The 19999-nt window shown below is 72.4% G+C and carries 13 protein-coding genes; 3 read left to right on the forward strand and 10 right to left on the reverse strand.

From position 1 onward, the window contains the following. Nucleotides 1-10 precede the first annotated feature (10 nt). The 3 genes from leuD to ACFV9T_RS28950 all read left to right on the forward strand — a co-directional run bounded on the left by leuD (nucleotide 11) and on the right by ACFV9T_RS28950 (nucleotide 2727). Nucleotides 11-610 carry a 3-isopropylmalate dehydratase small subunit gene (leuD, locus tag ACFV9T_RS28940; RefSeq protein ID WP_385445362.1) on the forward strand — a complete coding sequence of 200 codons (600 nt, stop codon included), beginning with the start codon at nucleotides 11-13 and terminating at the stop codon, nucleotides 608-610. Further along, on the forward strand, nucleotides 607-1635 hold the full coding sequence (locus ACFV9T_RS28945) for an isocitrate/isopropylmalate dehydrogenase family protein (protein WP_385445364.1): 1029 nt from the start codon (nucleotides 607-609) through the stop codon (nucleotides 1633-1635). Before leuD ends, ACFV9T_RS28945 begins: the two co-directional genes overlap by 4 nt. A 63-nt stretch (nucleotides 1636-1698) precedes the next feature. Further along, the gene (locus ACFV9T_RS28950) at nucleotides 1699-2727 is read left to right on the forward strand and encodes a MupA/Atu3671 family FMN-dependent luciferase-like monooxygenase (RefSeq protein ID WP_385445365.1); all 1029 of its coding nucleotides are present in this window, start codon (nucleotides 1699-1701) and stop codon (nucleotides 2725-2727) included. A 77-nt stretch (nucleotides 2728-2804) separates the two neighbouring features. Here the strand turns inward: ACFV9T_RS28950 and ACFV9T_RS28955 are convergent, their stop codons facing one another. From ACFV9T_RS28955 to ACFV9T_RS29000, 10 genes are read right to left on the reverse strand one after another with little or no spacing between them, the layout of a single operon-like run. Continuing rightward, complete coding sequence (locus ACFV9T_RS28955; RefSeq protein ID WP_385445367.1) at nucleotides 2805-5084, reverse strand: pyridoxal-phosphate dependent enzyme; 2280 nt, start codon at nucleotides 5082-5084, stop codon at nucleotides 2805-2807. A gap of 37 nt (nucleotides 5085-5121) precedes the next feature. Continuing rightward, entirely contained in the window at nucleotides 5122-6651 is a 1530-nt protein-coding gene (locus tag ACFV9T_RS28960; RefSeq protein ID WP_385445369.1) for an argininosuccinate lyase, read from the reverse strand. Further along, nucleotides 6648-8021, reverse strand: coding sequence for a phosphotransferase (locus ACFV9T_RS28965; RefSeq protein WP_385445371.1), 1374 nt, complete (start codon nucleotides 8019-8021; stop codon nucleotides 6648-6650). The genes ACFV9T_RS28960 and ACFV9T_RS28965 overlap by 4 nt, the downstream gene beginning before the upstream one ends. 59 nt (nucleotides 8022-8080) lie before the next feature. Continuing rightward, the gene (gene ahcY / locus ACFV9T_RS28970; RefSeq protein ID WP_385445373.1) at nucleotides 8081-9517 is read right to left on the reverse strand and encodes an adenosylhomocysteinase; all 1437 of its coding nucleotides are present in this window, start codon (nucleotides 9515-9517) and stop codon (nucleotides 8081-8083) included. Between the two features lies 1 nt (nucleotide 9518). Further along, the gene (locus tag ACFV9T_RS28975; protein WP_385445375.1) at nucleotides 9519-12035 is read right to left on the reverse strand and encodes a lantibiotic dehydratase; all 2517 of its coding nucleotides are present in this window, start codon (nucleotides 12033-12035) and stop codon (nucleotides 9519-9521) included. A gap of 59 nt (nucleotides 12036-12094) precedes the next feature. Then, the gene (locus tag ACFV9T_RS28980) at nucleotides 12095-13006 is read right to left on the reverse strand and encodes a PHP domain-containing protein (protein WP_385445376.1); all 912 of its coding nucleotides are present in this window, start codon (nucleotides 13004-13006) and stop codon (nucleotides 12095-12097) included. Then, nucleotides 13003-14013 carry a radical SAM protein gene (locus ACFV9T_RS28985; RefSeq protein ID WP_385445377.1) on the reverse strand — a complete coding sequence of 337 codons (1011 nt, stop codon included), beginning with the start codon at nucleotides 14011-14013 and terminating at the stop codon, nucleotides 13003-13005. Before ACFV9T_RS28985 ends, ACFV9T_RS28980 begins: the two co-directional genes overlap by 4 nt. Nucleotide 14014: 1 nt before the next feature. Further along, nucleotides 14015-15610 (reverse strand): ATP-binding cassette domain-containing protein, encoded by a 1596-nt coding sequence (locus tag ACFV9T_RS28990; protein WP_385445378.1) that lies wholly within the window; start codon nucleotides 15608-15610, stop codon nucleotides 14015-14017. 47 nt (nucleotides 15611-15657) lie between these two features. Continuing rightward, nucleotides 15658-17436, reverse strand: coding sequence for an ABC transporter ATP-binding protein (locus ACFV9T_RS28995; protein WP_385445379.1), 1779 nt, complete (start codon nucleotides 17434-17436; stop codon nucleotides 15658-15660). Further along, nucleotides 17433-19937, reverse strand: a complete 2505-nt coding sequence (locus tag ACFV9T_RS29000; RefSeq protein ID WP_385445380.1) for a lantibiotic dehydratase — start codon at nucleotides 19935-19937, stop codon at nucleotides 17433-17435. Before ACFV9T_RS29000 ends, ACFV9T_RS28995 begins: the two co-directional genes overlap by 4 nt. Between the last annotated feature and the right edge of the window lie 62 nt (nucleotides 19938-19999).

Raw genomic sequence — 19999 nt, forward strand, 5'->3', positions numbered from 1 at the left:
ACGAGCAACCATGGACGCGCTCACCGAGCACACCGGCACCTGTGTGCCGCTGCGCCGCAGCGACGTGGACACCGACCAGATCATCCCGGCCCGGCTCTGCCGCAAACTCACCAAGACGGGTTTCGCGGACGCCTTGTTCAACCGATGGCGCAAGGACCCGGAGTTCGTGCTCAACCAGCCGGAGCGCACGGGAGCCGACATCCTGCTCGCGGGGCCGAACTTCGGCACCGGCTCCTCCCGCGAACATGCGGTGTGGGCGCTGCGGGACTACGGTTTCCGGGCGGTGATCGCCCCCAGCTTCGGCGACATCTTCCTGCGCAACGCGCTGCGCAACGGCCTGCTCGCCGTGGCGCTCCCGCCGGACGTCGTGGAAGGGCTGCTGGAGCGTGCCGACGCGTCGCCCGCCTTCGCGCTCACCGTCGACCTGCGCGCCCAGCGGGTCGTCGACGGCGAGCGACACTGGCCGTTCGATGTCGCGCCCCGCGCCCGCTGGCTGCTGCTCAACGGACTCGACGACATCGAGGTGACCCTGAGGTCCCATGAGGTGATCGCGGGGTACGAGCGGACCAGACCTCTGTGGATGCCCAGGCCTTCCGGAGGAGCGCTGTGAGGCGCATCGCCGTCCTGCCGGGGGACGGGATCGGGCCCGAGGTCGTCGCGGAGGCGCTGCGCGTCCTCGAGGCGGTGGCGCCCGAGCTGGAGACCGACGTACTCAGCCACGTCAGCGCGGACACGTTCCTGGCCACCGGCACGGCCCTGTCCGACAAGGACTTCGCCCGGGTCGCCGACAGCGACGGCGCGCTCCTCGGCGCGGTGGGCGACCCACGGGTCACCGATCCCGGCTACGCCCGGGACGTCCTGCTGCGTCTGCGGTTCGAGCTGGACCTGTACGTCAACCACCGTCCGGCCACACTGCTGCACGACCGGCTCAGCCCGCTGCGCGACGCGGCGCGCAGAGCCATCGACTGCACCGTGGTGCGCGAGAACACCGAGGGCCTGTACGCGGGCATCGGCGGCGCCCTGCGCGGCGGAACCGAGCACGAGACGGCCGTCGACACCGAGGTGAGCACCCACCGCGGGGTGAGCCGGGCGATGGATTTCGCGTTCGCGCATGCCACCCGATCGGTCACCCTGGTCGACAAGGCCAACGCCGTTCCGAACAACGGAGCGCTGTGGCAGCGCTGTTTCCGCGAGGCCTCGGCCCGTCGGCCGGAACTGCCCACCCGGCATCTGTACATCGACGCCGCGGTGATGCACCTGGTGGAGGACCCGACCGCGTTCGACATGATCGTCGCCAACAACTCCCACGGCGATGTGCTGAGCGACCTCACCGCCCAGTTGGCGGGCGGCATGGGCACCGCGGCCTCGGCCAACCTCAATCCGGAGACCGGTTTCGTCCTGTGCGAGCCGGTCCACGGGTCCGCCCCGGACCTCGCGGGCACCGGTACCGCCAATCCGCTGGCCGCCATCCTCAGCGCCGCGCTGCTGCTGGACCGCGCGTCGCGCGGCACCGAGGCGGCGGCGGTCCGGGACGCCGTCGGGCGGACCATCGCCAAGCGGCTGTGCACCCCGGACCTCGGCGGCTCGCTCAGCACCTCCGAGGCGGGCTCCGCGGTACTCGACGAACTGTCCTGAGCCGCGGCCGGAGGCCCCGGACCGCAGTCCCGACCCGACCACCCCACAGACAAGAGGAATCCGGTGGATTTCGGCCTGTTCTACTTCGCCAACAACTCGGCCGGCACGGACGGCTACCGGCTGCTGCTCGAAGGGGCTCGCTTCGCCGACGCCCACGGGTTCACCTCCGTATGGACGCCGGAGCGGCACTTCCACCCCTTCGGCGGGGCCTACCCCAACCCGGCCGTCACCGGCGCGGCCGTGGCGGCGGTCACCGAACGGGTGCAGATCCGTTCGGGCAGCGTGGTGGCGCCGCTGCACCACCCCCTGCGGATCGCCGAGGAGTGGTCCGTGGTCGACAACCTCTCGGGCGGCCGGGTGGGGCTTTCCTTCGCGTCCGGTTGGCACGCCGCGGACTTCGCGCTGGCGCCGCACAACTACCACGACCGCAAGGCGGTGCTGGCTCGGACGATCACCGACGTACGGGAACTGTGGCGCGGTGGCACCATCTCGGTGCCCGACGGGGACGGCGAGACCCGCGAACTGCCCACCTATCCGGCGCCGGTACGGCGGGAGCTGCCGGTGTGGCTGACCGCCGCGGGCAACCCCGAGACGTTCCGCGAGGCGGGCGAGATGGGGACCGGGCTGCTCACGCATCTGCTGGGGCAGTCGGTCGAGGAACTGGCGTCGAAGATCGCGCTCTACCGCGAGGCGCTGCCGGAGGCCGACCGCCCCGGCCATGTGGTGCTGATGCTTCACACCTTCCTCGGCACCGACCGGGAGGCCGTACGCGAGATCGTGCGCGAGCCCTTCTCCGCCTACCTGCGCAACTCGCTCGGACTGCTCCTGAAGGCCGCGGGCGACATCATGCCCGACCTGGCGCCGGAGGACCTGACCCCCGAGGACATGGACTTCCTGGTCTCCCTCGGCTTCGACAAGTACTTCGAGACCGGTGGCCTCTTCGGGACCGTGGAGGAGAACGCGGACCTCCTGCAGAGCGTCAAGGCGGCCGGAGTCGACGAGGTGGCCTGCCTGATCGACTTCATCGACGACGCCGACACCGTGCTGGGCGGACTGGAGCACCTGGCCCGGCTGCGCCGCGCCTGGGCCTGAACGCCCCGCCGCCCCACCCCTATTGAAAACGGTAACGACGCGGGGACCGGCGGTCAGACGGCCGGTCCCCGCGTCGTTCAGCCGACGGTGTCCCCGGACGGTTCGTCCGCCACCTCGATCCGGAGGGCGGCGACGGCGCTCTCCAGGGCCCCGGCCACCTCGGCCGGGCTCGACGCCCTCACGATCACGTGGCCCAGCCGGTCGTAGGCGTTGCGGGCGGGGCGCACCCCGGCCCCGGCCCGGCCCGTGACCTTCACCTGCTCCACCCCGGCGACGCCGGTGGCGGCCGCGAGCCCGCCGACGTCCGTCAGCGTGCCCTGCCGGTCCGCCATCAGGAACCGGATCCCCGCGTACGCCGAGAGGTTCGGGGTCAGCAGGGGCGCCAGGCCGACCGCCGCCCGCAGCTGCTGCTCCAGCAGGTCGACACCGGTGGCCAGCCGTATCAGTTCGGGGATCATCCCACCGGCCAGCCGTGGGTTGATCTCGATGATCACCGGTCCGTCCGCCGTCAGCCTGACCTCGGTGTGCGTGGGGCCCAGTGCGATTCCGCAGGCCGTCAGCGCCCGCCGCACGGTGTCGGTGACCGCGGCGCGGGTGTCGTCGGGCAACTCGGCGGGAAAGGTGTGGCCGGTCTCCACGAAGTACGGTGCGCCGCCGACCCGTTTGGCGGTGATGCCGACGCATTCCGCCTCGCCGTCGAGGCTGAACATCTCCACGCTGTACTCGGGCCCGTCCGCGAACGCCTCGACGAGCACCGTCCGGGCGGTGGGCATGCCGCGGACGTTGGTGTGGATGCCCAGAATCAGTTCCACCTGGGCCGCCGCCTGTTCCCGAGTGTGGCAGAGCAGCACGTTGTTGGAGCCCGAGTCGTCGGTGGGCTTGACCACGCAGGGCAGGCCCACCTCGGCCACGGCACCGGCCACCTCGCCGGGATCGGTCACGACCGCGTACGCGGGCTGGGCCACCTTCGCCTCGGTGAGCGCGGCGCGCAGCGCGGCCTTGTCGCGGCAGGTGGACACGGACTCGACGGGGCTTCCGGGCAGGCCCAGCCACTCCGCGAGGTCGGCGACCGCCGGTACGTAGAAGTCACTGGTGGTGGTGACACCGGCGATCTCCTCGCGCGTGAAGCGCCGCTGGATGGCCGAGCGGAGCGCGTTCGCGGAGTTGGTGTCGCACAGCAGGACCTCGCAGCCGGTCTCCTCGACGCCCGCGTAGCGGCCGGGGTCTCCGGTGAGCAGCACGGGCCGCAGATCGAGTCCGGCCGCGGAGCGCATGGCGATCATGCCCGTCCCGGTGGTGTTGGACTCGATGAACAGCAGGTGGCGGGGCGTGTCGACGTCCCCCTTGGTGACCGCGCGCGACCACGAGCGGACCGGTGTCCCGTAGTCGACCGCCTCCGGCGAGCGAGACAGTTCCAGCTCGTCGAGCCGCTGCGCGGCCCAGTAGTCCGGATCGTGCACGGTGTCCGCGTAGCGATCGCCGCGGTCGGGGAAAATGCCCACGACGGTGGCGCCCGGCTGGGCCCGTGCCGCGACATCGCCCAGCACCCGGTAGACCGACCCCGAGGTGTTCCCCGCGAAGATCTGCTGCTCGCGGGCGAGGGCGGCGGAGGCCTCGAACGCCTCACGGTCGTTGAGCCAGTGGACCTCGTCGATGACGCGCCGGTCGAGGTTCTTGGGCTGCAGGCTGTTGCCGAGACCGCTCTGCAGCCGCTTCGGCTCGTCCGGCTGCTCGAAGAGAGCGCTGCCCACGCAGTCCACCCCGACGACCCACAGGCCCGGCTGGGTGCGGCGCAGCGCGCGGGCCGATCCGCACAGCGAGCCCCCGGAGCCGACGGCGCCGACCAGCATGTCGACGCGGCCCAGGTCCGAACGGAGTTCGGCGGCGAGTTCGCGGTAGGCACCCGGGTTGTCCGGGTTGCTGTACTGCTGCGGCCAGAAGGCTCCGGGTAGATCCCGCATGAGCTGATCGAGCCGTTCCAGCCGCGCGCCCTGCCAGCCCTGGGACGTCATCTCGGGCACCACGTGCAGTTCGCAGCCCAGGGAGCGGAGCTTGGCCTTGGTGACCGTGTCGATCCTCGGGTCCGTGACGATGTGCACATCGTGCCCGAGCGCGCGGCCCACGAGTGCGATGCCGAGCGCCATCGTGCCGGAGGAGCTTTCGACGATCGGGGCTCCCGGCCGCAGCACTCCCTGCTCCCGGGCCCTGAGGACGATGTGCCGGGCCACCCGGTCCTTCATCGCGAACGGATTGGCCAGCTCCAGCTTCGCGTAGACCGTGACGTCCTGCGGCGCGTCCATCCGCAGCCGAACCAGCGGCGTCCGCCCGATCGCGTCCTGCATGCTGCCGTATATCACGGCGTCCCCTCCGATGTGTTGGGTCGTCTGGTGAGGTTCACGGCCGGATCCCCAGCAGGCCATCCGTCTCCGCCAGACCACCGGTGATCAGGTCGGCGCGGTCGGCCCACTCGGCGCCCAGCCGTTCGTACTCGTCCTCCTGACCCCGCAGGACGGCCGCGGTGGAGTCCGGATGGGCGGACCCGGCGGACGCCAGCCGCCGCAGACCAGCGTCGACGTCTCGTACGGCCGAGAGCACCGTCGCGGGGTCGGCGAGGGTGAACCCGCGCTCCCGCGCCACCCGCCGCAGCAGTTCGGCGTCGGGCTTGTCCGGTGGCAGCCCGGCCTCCATCGCCGCGACGATGTAGGCACCGGCCACCACCTGCGCGCGCCGCCACGGCACGCCCTCGTCGAGGGTCAGCGCGTTGGCGAGGCTGAAGCCGCCCAGGTACTCCCGCTCGCAGGCGGCCCGCATCCGGTCCGCGCGGAAGCTCAGCCTGCCGATGACCTCGCGGAACAGCCTGAGCACGCTGCGCAGGGTGGCGTAGGCGGTCGACAGGTTCGCCCCGGCTTCCTTGCCCACCTCGACGAGGTTGGTGTACGGGGTGTTGCGCTGTCCCAGCACCGCGTCCAGGTGGTACGTCGCCAGGTGCGCGGTGCGCCCCCGGATGCGTTCGAGCACCGGGAAGTTCTTCTTCTGCGGCATCGCCGAGGAGATGCCGCACAGCTCGTCCGGCAGGTCGATGAAGCCGAACTCGCTGCTCCCCCAGGTCAGCAAGTCGGTGACGAAGCGGCTCAGCGCGACGGAGAGGATCCCCATCTCCGCGGTCACCTCGGCCACCCAGCCGCGCGAGGCCACCGCGGTCAGCGCTACCGGCTGGGGCCGCTGGAAGCCCAGCAGCCGCGCCATCCGGTCCCGGTCCCAGCCGAGTTCCTGTCCGGCCATGGCCCCGGAGCCGAGGGGAGAGGCGTTCAGACCGTCGTAGGTCGACAGCAGGCGGCGCAGTGTGTGCAGGATCTGCTCGGAGACGGCGGACAGGTAGTAGCCCGGCGTGATGATCTGCGCCGCCTGGAAGTGGGTGTGACCGGGCATCGGCAGCTCACGCGTGTCACCGGCCAGCCGGTGCACGGCCTTGCCGAAGTCCAGCAGCGCGGCACCGGCCCCGGCCAGCTCGTGGCGTCCGAACATCAGCTGCGCGGTGGCCTGGAGGTCGTTGCGGCTCCGGTCGACGTGCCAGGACGGAACGGGCCGCGGCAGCCGCTGTTCCACGTACCGTTCCAGGGCGAACGTGATGTCCGACATGTTGGACGCCGGATCGGCCACGAGCGCCTCGGCGTCGGCGGTGTGCAGGGCCCGGCCCAGGGCCCGGGCGTCCGCGTCGCTGATCAGGTCCAGCCGCGCGTACTCGGCGGCCAGGACCTTCTCGATCACGATGTACCAGGGCAGCAGGTGTGTCACCTCGTAACGGAAGTGCGGGCCGAGCACTTCCTCGTGCCACAGGGCGCTGGGGCTGCCCGCTATCCGCCCGCTGAGCGGGGCGGGGGTCCGGCCGCTCTCCGCCGCACCGGAACCGGCGTTCTCCGTCACGCTTGTCTCACCTTCTCTGCGAGTGCCTCGGCCCGCTCGACGAGCAGTGCCATACGTTTCTGGTCGGGGTCGGCACCGCTGCCGAAGACGACGCAGAGCATCGTCACGCCGTCCAGGCGCAGCAGGGCGTCGACGACGGGAGACAGCCGCGGCTCCGGGGCGATTCGGCGGTATCCCGCCAGGAACGCGTCGATGTCCAGGTCGTTCTCGGGCAGGGTGTTGTTCTCCCGGAGCCGTGCCAGTTCCAGGGCGGGGTGCCCGATCATGGCGCAGCCCCAGTCGAACAGCCCGGTCGGCTCTCCCCGGGAGGCGGCCATGTTGCAGGGGCGCAGATCCAGATGGAGCAGCCTGGGGCGGGCGGCCAGCGGAGCCAGCAGGGGGATCAGCCGGTCGAGACCGGGGATCGGCGGGAGACCGGGCACGAGCCCGGCCAGCCATGCCCACCGGGTGGCGACTCTGCGGGCCACTCCTACGTCGATCGGCCATCCGTCGTGGTCCATCGGGCGGATTCTGGGCGGTGCGGGATGCTGGTGCAGTCGTGCCATCAGTTCGCCCAGCCGGTCGGGCGCGGGGGCTGTTCCCGCTCCGGGGACGAAGCGGGAGGCCAGCACCGGCGCCAGGTCCGTCTCCACCAGCGCGAGCGGCTGGGGGACCGGCATTCCCCGGGCGTGCAGATGCGCCGCGATGACGCGCTCCTGCTCCAGCGCGTCGCGGGTGAAGAACGGATCGCGTCCGCCGTAGCGGATCACTTCCTTCCGGGGCACCCGCAGTGCCACATCGCCGTGTTCCCGGCCGTGCGCCCGGAAGACCGCGAACTCGAACCCCTCCCCGGCCGGAACCGGTGTGCCGAGCCCCAGCAGCCGCGCCGCCCGGGCGGCGATCTCCTCGACCGGCAGGGGGTCCTCGCCTCCCGGTCCGGCATCCGGGCCGGGCTGGCCAAAGGCGGGCCTGATCCTGCCCAGCCGGTCCGCCCTGAGGACCGCCCGGTCGTCGGCGTATGCCTGGACCAGCCAGGGGATCGCCTGCTCCGGCGCCCCCGGCAGACTGCCGTCCGCCCCCAGGACGTCGCGGGTGCCCAGCGGGTCGAGGCTCGCGGCCGGGCCGGCCGCGACCACGGGGACCCCGGGGTGCGCCCGGCGCGCCGAGGCGACCAGGCGCGCCGCGGTCGTCTGCTCCGCCGCGCGCGGCGGCTGCCCGGTGAATACGACGAGGAGGTCGGGCCGCCGCGTTCCCGGCGCCGTATCGCCGGGTCCGGCCACGGACACGTCGTGTCCCGCGCCCTCCAGTGCGGCGGCCGCCCGCGGCACGCCGGTCTCCTCGGTTCCCCCGGTCACGGGTGGTCGCGCGAGGTCGAACAATCGGATGTACAAGGTCTGATCCTGTGGGTCGGGTGGTTCAGGGACGCCCGCGGCCCGGGCAGCGGCGGTGCTCAGTAGCGGTAGTCCTGCCGCTTGTAGGGGCCGTCGACCGGAACACCGGCGTACCGTGCCTGGTTCGGGGTCAGCCGGGCCAGGCGGACCCCGAGGGCGTCCAGGTGGAGCCGGGCGACCTCCTCGTCCACGTGGCGCGGGAGGGTGTGCACACCGTCGGGGTATCTGCCCCGGTTGTCGGCGAGTTCGAGCAGGGCGAGCGCCTGGTTCGTGAACGACGCCGACATGACGAAGGCGGGATGGCCGGTGGCGTTGCCGAAGTTGAGGTCCCGGCCCTGCGAGAGCACCAGCAGGGACCGGCCGTCCGGCCAGATCCACTCGTCGACCTGCGGCTTGAGTTCCCGCTTGCGGATGCCGGGCACGGCCGCGAGCGCGGCCACGTCGACCTCGACGTCGCTGTGCCCCATGTTGCCGAGGATCGCCTGGTGCTTCATCCGTTCCATGTGCTCGGGGCGGATCACCTCGCAGTTGGCCGCCGCGGTGATGAAGATGTCGCCGCGCGGGGCGGCCTCTTCCAAGGTGGTCACCTCGTAGCCGTCGAGCGCCGCCTGGAGTGCGCAGATGGGGTCGATCTCGACGACGATCACCCGGGCGCCCAGCCCCTTCAGGGCGGAGGCGCAGCCCTTGCCGACGTCGCCGTAGCCGACGACGACGCCGACCTTGCCGCTGATCATCCGGTCGGTCGCCCGGTTCAGGCCGTCGATCAGGGAGTGGCGGCAGCCGTAGACGTTGTCCAGCTTTGACTTGGTCACCGCGTCGTTCACGTTGATGCCCGGGAACATCAGCTCTCCCGAGTCGGCGAGTCTGCGCAGCGCCCTGACACCGGTGGTCGTCTCCTCCGCCACGCCCCGTATGCCCGCGATGACGCCGGTCCACCGCCCGGCGTCCTCGGCCATCGAGTCGGCGATGAACCGCAGCAGCGCGGCGCGTTCGGCGTTGTGCCCGGTCGCCGGGTCGGGTGCCGTGCCGGACTTCTCCCACTTCACCGACTCGTGCAGCAGCAGGGTGGCGTCGCCGCCGTCGTCCTGGATGAGGTCGGGGCCGCCGCCGTCCGGCCACCGCAGTGCGCGGGAGTGGCACCACCAGTACTCGTCGAGGGTCAGCCCCATCCACGCGAAGACCGGGATGCCGCGCGGCGCGTCGGGGGTGCCGTCCGGCCCGGTCACGATCGCGGCGGCCGCGTGGTCCATGGTGGACAGCACGTTGCACGTCGCCCAGCGGACATCGGCACCGAGTTCGATCAGTGTCTCGATGAGCACGGCCGTCTCGACTGTCATGCCGAGCGACCCGGCGACCCGCACCCCGGCCAGCGGTCTGGCGGCTCGGTACCGGTTCCGGAGCGCCATCAGGCCGGGCATCTCGTGCTCGGCGAGCCTGATCGCCGTCCGGCCCTGCTCGGCCAGGTTGATGTCGGCGATGCGATAGTCGAAGGACACGTCATTTCTCCGGTGTCGAATCGGCGCGGACAGTGTGTACGGCACAGCGAAGCTCGGTGGTGAACCTTCCGCCGTCCCGCCGCAGCCACAGCTGGTCCGGGCCGGGCAGCATCTCGCTGAAGGTCGCCAGTCCGCTCGCGCCGTGTGCCAGGCGGAACATCTGCCGTACGAGGAGAGGTGAGGTGAAGTCCACGTACAGCGGCTTGGGTTCGCTGTCGAACTTCACGAAGGTGTGGCGTGGCAGGCCGTGCCGGAGGCGCAGCTCGGCGGCGGCGTAGAACTCGGCCGCGTTGCCCTTGCGCTGCGCACCGTCGGGCCCGGTCCCGGTGAGTTCGGCGACCGGGACCCGCCACAGTTCGCGCTGGAGCACGATCCGGCCGGTGCGGATGCGGGGCACATGGGTGTGCCGGTCCGCCTCGAGCACCAGGCCGCCGAGCCGGCGCGGGAAGGCGAACGGGGCGAGCGGGTCGAGCCGGATGGTGGGGCCTCCCGATGGCGGTGCGAGCAGCCGCAGCCGGCCCGCCACACCGTCGGCGTGCAGGCTCAGCCGCCCGCCTTCGGCCCGCAGGCGGAGCGCGGAGGGCTGGATCACCTGTCCCCGGTCGCGGCTGGAGCGGCCGTAGATCTCCAGGTCGAGCATGTCGAGGGGGCTGCGGGAGGCCGTCTTGTCGGGGTGGCTGCGGGCCAGGTCGCAGAGCACCTCGTCCTCGTCCACGAGCTGCCGGTACGCCGCCGTGGCGTCGGCCGTGAACCGCGGGTACTCCTCGGCGATCAGCGGCGCGAAGCTGGAGTGGCTGAGCAGTTCGCGCGTACCGTGGCAGTCGCCGACGACGGCCAGGAACTCACCGCGAGCGAGCGCCTCGGTGTCCGCCGAGGCGAGCATGACATCGGGGTTGACCAGCGCGGGCGGCCCGTCGGGGCAGCGCCTGAGGAAGTCCGCGAGCCGCTTCGGATCCACGGTGACCTCGGACGCGCCGAGGTCCGCCTCGCCGATGAGCAGGTCGGTCAGCTCGGAGTCCAGCCCGTTCATCTCGTCGTCGATCTTGTCGACGTCCGTGAGCAGCTGGTCCCGGTCGGCGAAGTAGGCGGCGTAGAACCGGTCCAGGGGGATGTCGGTACCGGTCCCGAACCGCCGGGTCACCCACCGGGTGAGCAACTCGCCCTCCCGGACGATGCGGAGCCGGGGGACGGCGAAGGCCAGGGCGTACACCGGTGCCAGCTCGTCCTCGATCAGTGCCGCGATGTCCGCGCCGAGCCGGAGGCTCCCGACCTGGCCGTGGCACTCCTCGTAGAAGACGCTGCGGTCGGCGTAGTGCATTCCGGTGCCGCGGTTGGCCTCGGCACCGGTGATCCCGACGAAGGACTCTTTCAGGGCGGTGATCGCCGTCGGCCGGTCGGCGAGACCGGCCTCGGGGATCGCGGCCAGATCGCGGGCCAGCCGTTCCATGTCCGGGACATCGCCCACCTGGCCGCGAAGGGCCGCCAGCGGGTCGGTGACCCCGACCGGGACCTCGAAGCGGGCCACCACGAGCCCCTTGTCGACCAGTCCGGCCAGCGTGTCGGTGACGCTCTCGCCGAGGTCCGCGCGCAGCCGCTCCAGCGTGGTGGTGCCGTCGCAGCGGCGGAACACCTCCAGCTCGTCGGGGGCGAGTCGGCGCGGTGCGGCGGCGCGGAACTCCCAGTCCACCGAGAAGCCGTCCTCGGTGGTGAACTCGTACAGCCTCACCTCCCCGTCGCGCTCGAACGCCCAGGGGCGGCGGCGCGGCCGGATACGGGACGCCAGCGCGGGGTCGGCCCCGAGCGCTCCGGCCACCTTCTCGGCGGCCCAGTGGGCCAGGAACACGCGCCGCCGCAGGGTGTCCCGCTCCCAGGAGACGCCCCGCGCCGTGCGGTCGACCAGCCCCACGCTGAGCGGCCCGAAGTGGGAGGCTGTCTCGTTCTTGGTGGTCACCCGCTGGAGGTAACGGATGAGCAGGTCGGTCATCTTCCGTCCGCGCGGGCCGCCGACGCCCTCCGCGCCGTCCAGCCAGGCGGCGAACAGCGGGTAGTTGGCCTCGTTGGACAGCAGGAGCGCGTCCCTGAGCAGCGGGTTGTCCCGGAAGGCGGCGCGCAGTCCGCCCTTGGCCCGGTGCATCCGCGCGTCGTGCCCTTCCTCCCACGCCTGCCAGGCAGCGGCCAGGCCGACCGCGGTCTCCTGGTACGCGCGCAGGACGGGCACGGCCGGCGCGGGCAGCCGTGTCCCCAACAGCCGTAAGGTCTCCTCGGACAGCGGGCGCAGGGTGCCGACCGCGGAGGCCGACGCCCCGTTGTCGCCCAGCCGGGCGTCTTTGATCGAGGATTTGAGCTGGGGCGCGAGACTTCTCAGGCGGCTGCCCGCTTCGGCCATGCGGGCGGCCTCGGCGACCGCCTCGGGTTCGGCGTACGGCTCCAGCAGTTCGAATCCGAATCCCGATTGCCGCAGCGCGACCACCGGGAGCAGCCGCCAGTTCCCGGTCGTGCGGTTGTCTTCTGGTGTCACTGGCTTCCGCTCCCGTCGCTTGTGGTTCGTGCAGGTGCTCCGCCCGTGGCGGGCCGGGGTCAGTCCCGTGCGGCGTGGAGCCGCTCGACCATGGACATGGGGTCGGGTGCCGCCTCGGGCACCAGCCCCGGCGCCGGTGACCAGGGCTTGAGGCGGCCCCCGTGGCAGTCGGAGCCCTGGCTCGCCACCAGGCCCAGTGACGCGCAGGCCGCGAGGACCCTGCGGGTGTCCGCGGGGTCGTGCCAGGTCGTCCATGCCTCCACCCCGCCGACACCCAGGTCGCGCAGCCGGGCCAGAGCCGTCTCGGGTTCGTCCCGGAGCCGCGCGGGGTGGGCGAGTACGGCGACGCCGCCCGCCTCACGGATCCACCGGGCCACGTCGCCGAGCGGGGGCCTGGTGGGGTGCGGTACGTGCAGCGGCTGTCCCGCCCGGCACCACTCGGCGATGAGCCGGCTGTGCCGGCCGCCCCGTTCGTAGCCGCCGAAGCGGGGATCCCCGGCCGCCGCGGTGAGGAACAGGTCGAGGTAGTCCCCGAGGAAGGCGACACGGTCCGCGCCGAACCGCTGCGTCACGTCGGCCCAGGAGATGCCCACGCCGAGGTCGGCGGCGCGGCCGAACCAGGTGCGCCACCACTCCACCTCGGCGCCCCGCACACCATCGATCCGCGCCGCGAACACCGGGTCGGCGGGGTCGACGAAGTAGGCCAGGCAGTGCGCTTCCTGACCGCCCCACTCGACGGTGATCTCGGTGCCCGCCACGACGGTCAGCCCGGCGGGTTCCGCGACGGCGCGGAACTCGGCCACGCCCGCCACGCTGTCGTGGTCGGTGAGGGCCGCGACCGCGAGGCCCGCCTCGACGCAGGCGCGCGCGAGGTCGGCCGGGGTGTCGTCGCCGTCGGACACGGTGCTGTGCAGGTGCAGGTCCACCGGGGTCCGCGCGGTGGCCACCGGCCGGTCGAGGACGATGGTCACCGGGGGCCGGTCCCGGCGGGCAGGTCGAGGGTGTTGAAGCACACGCAGCGCCGGCACGTCTCGTCGGTCGCCACGTCCAGCTCCTCGCGCCACCGCACGGCGGCCGGGGAGTTGAGCAGGGCTTCCAGACTCCCGGCCTCGTGCAGGTTTCCGTACTCCTTCTGGAAGAAGCAGGGCCGTACCGTGCCGTCCACCTCGATCACAGCGGACCCCCAGGGGAGGTTGCAGGACACGGGCGGGTACTCGGCCTCACGGTGGAAGGCCGCGTAGTACTGCCGGACGTAGGCGCGGATATAGTCGGGGCTTTCCTGGATCATCCCGCTGGTGAAGGCGTCCGCGCACTCCTCGAACATGCGGTCCAGTTCCGCGTCCAGCCCGGGCAGTGCCTCCGGGGCGATCACCAGGTCTTCCTGCCGGTCGGCGTCCCAGCCACCGGCCCGGTTGAACGCCTCGCTGGTCACATCGGCCGGGATGAAGCTGAAGCGGTAGACACCGAGTTCCTGGGCGGTGCGCACCGTCTCGGCCAGGTGCCGGTAATTGTAGCGGTGGACCGTGCAGCGCGCGGCGACCCGGATCTCCGGCTTGAGCGCGCGGACCGCCTCCAGCCCGCGCACCAGGTGGTCGTAGGCGCGCGGGACCCTGCGGACCTCATCGTGGATGGCGGGCGGCCCGTCGAGGCTGACCAGGACGACCTCGTAGTTGTCCACCACCTGCTGGGCGTGCTTCTTGAGCAGGATGCCGGTGGACAGCAGCACCAGCGGAATGCCCCGCTCGCGCAGCGGCTTGGCCACCGCCGCGAGATCGCGGTGCATCAGCGGCTCACCGCCGGTGAGGATGACCTCCTTGACGCCGAGGTCCTCCCACTCCTTCGCCCAGCGCTCGATGTCCTCCGCGGCGAGTTCGCGGCGGGACTTGTCCTGCCAGATGTCACACGACACACAGCGGTGGTTGCATCCGGCGTGCGGCCAGATGAACAGCTCGCGGATCTGTGACAGTGCGTGCGGCACGCTATTCCCCCTGGGTCTCGTTGATGTGCACGGTCAGTTCGGCATCGCTGAGGTGCAGCACACGGCTCGCGGCGCCCCGCAGATCGGCCCGGTCGGAGACGACGACGACCGTGCGCCGCCGTGCCACTTCCATCAGTCCGGTGGCCAGATAGCGCGCCATGCCCGCGTCCAGCGCGCTGAACGGGTCGTCCAGAAGCAGGACGTCCGCGCGGGACAGCAGGGCCCGCGCCAACGCCATCCGCTGCCGCTGCCCGCCCGACAGGGCGGTGCCGCGGGTGCCCAGCGGGGTGTCCCAGCTGCCGGGCATGACCTCGGCGAACTCGGTCACACCGGCCTGCTTCGCGGCGGCCTTGATCTCGTCGTGTTCCGCATCCAGCCGCCCGAGGCCGATGTTCTCCGCGAGGCTCATGGAGAACAGCGCGTCGTGATCGGCGACCAGCACCACGCGGGTGGTGAGGTCGGTCCGCCGCCACCGGGTGGCGTCCGCCCCGCCGACGCGTACCTCGCCGGAAGCGGGCCGCTCCACCCCCGCCAGCAACCGGAGCAGAGTCGACTTGCCCGACCCGGTGGGCCCGGTGACAACGACGAGGGAACGGGGCGGGACTTCCAGGTTGATCAGGGGCGGCAGCTGACGGCCGGGCTCCGGGGCCGCGTCCACGACCTCGATGCGCGGTACGTCGGCGGAGGGGCGGAAGGTGCCGCCGTCCTCCGCCCCCGTCGCGGGAAAGGCCCGGCGGATCCGGGCGACCGCCGCGAGTCCGCCCGCCAGGGCGGGGAAGGCGGCACCGCTGGAGAACGTCGGCGCGCCGAGCAGCAGAAGCAGGCTGTGGTAGCCGACCATGTCGCCCGCGGTGAGCCGTCCGTCCCGGGCCAGCAGCAGGGCGTGGGCGAATCCGATGGCCTGTACCAGGCCGAGCAGCAGGAAGAGCGGCGTACGGCGTTCTTCCCGGCCCTGGCCGACCACGGCATCGCGGTGGGCGACCGCGGCGGATTCCAGCTGCCGCCAGACGGCGGCGGCGCCACCGGCGTCCCGGACCGCCTCGATGTTCTCCAGTGCCTCGCCGACCCGCTCGGTCATTCCGGCGGACCGGTCCCGGGCCGTGCGCGCCGCGCCCTTGATGCCGCGCAGGAGGCGTGCGGAGACCCAGACGAAGCCGATGGCGTACAGCAGTGGCGCCAGCACCAGTTGCGGCGACCAGATGGCCGCGCAGCCGAGCACCACCACGACGAACGCGGAGACCGAGATGCCGAGGTCCACCCCCGGGGTGATCATGTACCGCACGGCGCGCACATCGCTGATCAAGGTGGCGAGCCGGCCGTCGGCGTTGCCGGGGCGGGCCTCCCTCAGCACCTTGGTGACCAGCTCGTGCCGCAGGTCCCGTTCGAGGCGGGTGCCCACCCGGATGCTCGTGGTCTGGCGGAGGTAGAGCAGGGCGGCCCGGACGATCTGACTGCCCAGCAGCACGCCCGCGACCACCATCAGCTGCCGGGTGCCGACGCCGCTTTCGACCGCCTCGTCGAGCGCGTCCCCGGTGATCCACGCGGCCAGGACGGCCATCAGTGCGGCGAGGACACCTCCGACGACAACGAAGAGCAAGGCGCCATGGAAGGGCCGTAACCTGGGCCGGAGCCAGTCGAGTTGTCTCACGCCTGCCATGTGTCCCCACTGCCCGTCGGCGTTCGGCCGTCCGCCGACGCGTGTGCGAAGTCCTCGTGCAGGGCCGTGTACTCGCCACCGGCCGCGAGCAGTTCGGCGTGGCTGCCGGTCTCGGTGATCCGTCCCTCGCGCAGCACGGCGATCCGGTCGACGCTGCGGATGGTGTTCAGCCGGTGCGCGATCATCACGCAGGTGATGCCGCGGAGCAGCGTCCGCAGTGCGGCCTGGAGATGTGCGTCCGTGGCGGCGTCCACATTGGCGGTCGGCTCGTCGAGCAGCACCAGGTACGGCTTCTTCGCCAGCGCCCGCAGCAGACAGACGATCTGGCGCTCGCCGTTCGAGAGCAGTTCGCCCCGGGGCCCCACGGGCGTGTCCAGCCCCCGGGGGAGGCCGTCGAGCCAGTCGGTCAGGGAGGCGTCGGCGATCAGCCGCCGCAGCTCCGCATCGGTCCGGCCGGGGGCCGCCAGCCGCAGGTTGTCCCCGACCGTGCCCTCGAAGAGCTGCGGCTGCTGGGGCACGTACGCCACGCCCCGGCGCAGCTCCGCCTCCGGAACGGCGGCCAGGGGCCGGCCGTCCAGCAGGACCTCACCGGCCGAGGCGGGCTGCATCCGCGCCAGCACCTTGAGCAGGGTGGACTTGCCGGATCCCGAGGGGCCGACAAGCCCCAGATGGCATCCGGCCGGCAGCTCGAGGGACACGCCGCGCAGCGCCTCGTTGCCCGAGGGGTACGTCAGCCGCAGCCCGTCCGCCCGTAACGCGCCCCGGGGGTCGGGAGGGTCGGCGCTCGGAGCGGTCGCCGGAACGGTCTCGTCGATCAGCTCGAACACCCGCTCCGCGGCGGCCAGCGCCGTCTGCGCCTGGCCGTCGAGCGCGCCCGTGGACCCGAGGAGCCAGGAGACCCGGTCCGTGGCCAGGACGAACAGGTACCAGGCGGTGACCGTGAGCACGGCCTGTTCCACCATCACCCCGCCCACGAACACCAGGACGGTCATGATGAGTCCGCTGATGACGGAGAGCGCGGGCTGCAGCAGGGCCGCGAAGATGTCCGCCTTCCGATTGGCGTGGAAGAGACGGGAGTTGTGGGTGGCGGACGCCTCGATGAGCGGCCGTTCGCAGCCGAACGCCCGGACCGTGGCGAGGCCCGCCGTGGCCTCGGACACCGACGCGCTCAGCTCGGCGGTCGCGGCCGCGGCGTGGCCTGCCCGGCGTCGGGTGACCCGGCCGAACCGGCGCGTGGTCACCGCGATCAGCAGGCTTCCGAACAGGGTCGCCAGGGTCAGCCGCCATTCGAGGACGAACATCAGCGGGACCAGCAGCACTACGACGACCAGTTGCTGCACCAGCTCCAGCAGGTTGAACGTGGCTTCGCCGAACGACTCGAGGTCGTTGGTGATCCGGCTGGTGACCGCCGCGCGGTCGTTCCGGTCGTAGTACTCCAGGTCCTGGCCGAGCGCGGAACGCAGCGCGTCCAGCCGCATGGCGAGCACCGCGTCGGCCACCAGGCATTTGGTGAGAAACGCCCGGAGCCGGTTGAGCCCCCAGACCACCGCACCGGTCGCCACAACCCCGGCCGCCAGCAGGGCCCCGCCCGTGGCCGACCGCAGTCCGAGTCCCGGTCCCTGTGCGATGAGAATCGGCCCCGTCGCGCTGACCGCGGCCATGGCCAGGGCGACGACGGACAACTGGCGCACTCTGCGCCCGTCCCGCCTCACGTAGGCCAGCGCCCGGCGCGTCACTCCGACTGCGGGCTCCTGTGCTCCGCTCACTCCCCCTCCCGCCCGGAGAACACGGCGTAGCGGAACTCCGCGGTGTGACCGCGGCCTTCGAGGTCCAGCCACAGTTGGTCCGGGCCGGGCAGCATCTCCCCCAGCTCCACGGGTCCGGTGGCGGCCCGGGCCGTGCGGCAGAACTGCTTCACCAGCAGCGGCGCGTCCAGGTCGAGGTACAGGGGCTTCGGTTCGCCCGGCGCCTTGGCGAACAGGTGCCGGGGCAGTCCCAGGCGCTCCCTCAGCTCCTGTACGGCGTGGAAGTCGGCGGCGTCGGCCACTCCCGTGCCGGGGAACGGCCGCTTCCCGCGGAACGCCGTGGACGGCACCCGCCAGCTCGCCCGGCGCAGGATCACGCGACCGCAGCGGATCCGGGGCATCCGGTCACGGTTGCGGGAGCGCAGGCTGACCCCGCCGTAGTGGCGGGGGAAGCCCAGCGGTGCCAGGGGATCCTGACGGATGCTCTGCCCACCCGCGGGGACCGACAGCGGGCGCAACCGCTGCTCCATGCCCCGCGCCCGCAGTTCGACGCGTCCCCCGCACAGCAGGACGTATAGCCGGTCGGGGGTGAGCACCTGGTCCCGGGGCTTGGCCGATCTGCCGGTGATCTCCACGTCGGGGATGGGAAACAACAGCTGGGCACCGGTCTTGTTGGGGTGGGAGCGGACGAGGTCGCAAAGGATCTCCTCCGGTCGCAGCATCCGCTGGTACGCCTCGTGCGCCAGCCACGCCAGGTCCGGTTCACGCTCGGCGAGCAGTGGCGCGTAGCTCGCGTGGCACAGCAACTCCCGTACCGCGTGGCATTCTCCGAGGACGGCGGTGACCCGGCCCGCTGCCACCTCCGCCGCGCTGCCCGCCGCCAGCAGGACGTCCGGGTTGCACACGACCGCCGGATCGTCCGGCCGGACCGCCGCCAGTTCGCCGAGCCGGTCCGCGGACACCTCGATCTCGGCCGCGTCGGGGGGCGCGTCGGCCAGCAGGGCGTCGGTGATCGTGTCGTCGAGCGCGGCGAGTTCACCGTCGACGGACGCGCACGCGGCCAGCAGGGTGTCGCGGTCCTCGAAGTACCCCTCGTAGAACCGCGCCAGCGGTACGGCACGCTCCGCACCGAACCGGCGCGCGACCCAGTCCGCGAGGATCGTGCGCTCGCGGCGCACCCTCAGGCGGGGCCCGGCCAGAATCAGGTCGTAGACCGGTGCCATCTCCTCGGTGAGCAGCCGTTCGACATCGGGCCCGAGGGTCAGGCCCTCGACCCGGCTGTGACACTCCTCGTAGAAGATGGCGCGGTCCGCGTAGTGCCGTCCCTCCCCCCGGTTGGGCTCGGCCCCGGTGAGGGCGGTGAACTCCTCCTTGACCGCCGTGAGTGCCGCCGCCCGTCCTGGGTGCGGCGCCGCCTCGAAGTCCGCCAGGCTCCGGGCCAGGCCACCGACTGTCCGGTGGGCTTCCGCCGCGTCCGCGGAGGTGTCGGCCGCGGGCAGTGCGCCGCTCAGCGCCCGCAGCGGATCGGCGACTCCCACCGGGATCTCGAACCGGTCCACCACCCAGTCGCGTGCGGCCAGGTCGGCGAGCGTGGCGTCGAATCCGCCGTCCCGATCGCCGAATGGCCACTCCCGCCGCAGCTCCGCCACGCTCCGCTCCCCGTCGCACCGCTCCAGCAGCCAGAGGTGGCGAGGAGGGACGGGCTCGTCGGCGGTCCGCTCGAACCGCCAGTCGGCGAGGAAGCCGGTGGTCGTCGTGGGCGCGTACACCGTGATCCGCCGCTCCCCCGGGAAGGCGAGCGGACGGCGGCGGGGCCGCACCGACGGGCGCAGTCCCTGACGCCGGCTCAGGCTGTCGGCCAGCGCCTCGGCGGCCCAGTACGAAAGGACGGTCCTGCGCCGCTGCGCCCCGGCGTCCCGCCAGCCCACCCCTGTCGCGCCGGAGGACAGACGCCCGGCCGCGATGGGGCCGAAGTGCGCGGTCGTCTCGTTCTTGCTGGCCACGCGCTGCAAGTAGCGGACCAGCAGATCGGCCATCTTGCGGTCGCGCTTGCCGAAGGTCTCCACGGCCCGGTCCAGCCAGGCGGCGAAGTGGTCGTAGTGTGCGTCGTTGGAGAGCAGGAGGACTTCGCGCAGGGACGGGTTCTCGCGGAACGCCGTCGCCACGTAGGTGCGGCCGTCCGTGAGCCGCCGCTGGTACTCGGCCTCGTACCGCTCCCAGGCGGCCACCAGCGCCGTCCGCGCCCGCCGGTACTCCTCGGCGTACGGCACGTCCTCCGGCAGCGGGGCGAGCATGCCGATGCGGGACCCCACGGCGGCCGCTTCCGGCGTGCCGCGCAGCTTGCGGCCGAGCCGTTCTCCGGCGGCCACGGCCTGCCCGGCCGCCGCGCGGAGGGCGGCGGACCGGTCGCGGGCCCCCGGCTCAGCCAGTGGCTCCAGAACGTCCAGCGGAAATCCCGCGTGCCGCAGGGCCACGACCGGCAGGAGGGACCAATCCGTACTCGCACCCATACCGACAGCCATTGCCTCTCGTTGGTCCCGACCCGGTGGACAGGGCCCATGATCTGTCCGGGTCCGGTCGGGGT

Origin of the sequence: Streptomyces sp. NPDC059850 (genome assembly GCF_042731515.1) — a bacterium.
GTDB lineage: Bacteria > Actinomycetota > Actinomycetes > Streptomycetales > Streptomycetaceae > Streptomyces.

What these genes read in the sequence shown, in the direction of transcription:
- leuD (WP_385445362.1), top strand. Translation starts at nt 11, where the DNA reads ATGGACGCGCTCACCGAGCACACCGGCACCTGTGTGCCGCTGCGCCGC.
- ACFV9T_RS29000 (WP_385445380.1), bottom strand. Translation starts at nt 19,937, where the DNA reads ATGGCTGTCGGTATGGGTGCGAGTACGGATTGGTCCCTCCTGCCGGTC.